Genomic DNA, 455 nt, shown 5'->3' on the forward strand with positions numbered 1-455 from the left:
TTGTGGGCCAATTGCACCATCTGCGCCGGGTACGCCTTGTGGGCCGGGTTCCCCTTGCGGGCCTTGTGGGCCAATTGCCCCATCGGCGCCGGGTACGCCTTGTGGGCCTTGTAAACCAGTTTCGCCTTGTGGGCCGGGTTCCCCTTGAGGGCCTTGTGGGCCAATTGCCCCATCTGCACCGGGTACGCCTTGCGGGCCTTGTAAACCAGTTTCACCTTGTGGGCCGGGTAATCCAGTTTCGCCCCATACACCTAAAGCAATTGGGAAATTAATAAACTGAATAGAATTTTCCTGTTCTTCAGTAGCAAAGATCTCAAATTTTAAATTATTCGTCGCCAATACTGGGTAATACCCTTGGGTACGTTTTCGAGCAATAATTCGCTGCGACGTGTCACGTAGGAAAATAACAATATCCCCGTCCCCGGTCATATTATCAATATATAACGTCTGCACCC

At 51.9% G+C, this 455-nt stretch carries 1 protein-coding gene; it reads right to left on the bottom strand.

The window, feature by feature from the left end; all coding sequences use genetic code 11:
* Positions 1-453, bottom strand: a 453-nt coding sequence (locus J1N10_RS21080; protein WP_458339606.1) for a DUF1859 domain-containing protein, incomplete at its 3' end; no start/stop codon positions are given.
* Positions 454-455: the final 2 nt, after the last annotated feature.

This window comes from Carboxylicivirga litoralis, assembly GCF_025499605.1.
Lineage (GTDB): Bacteria > Bacteroidota > Bacteroidia > Bacteroidales > Marinilabiliaceae > Carboxylicivirga > Carboxylicivirga litoralis.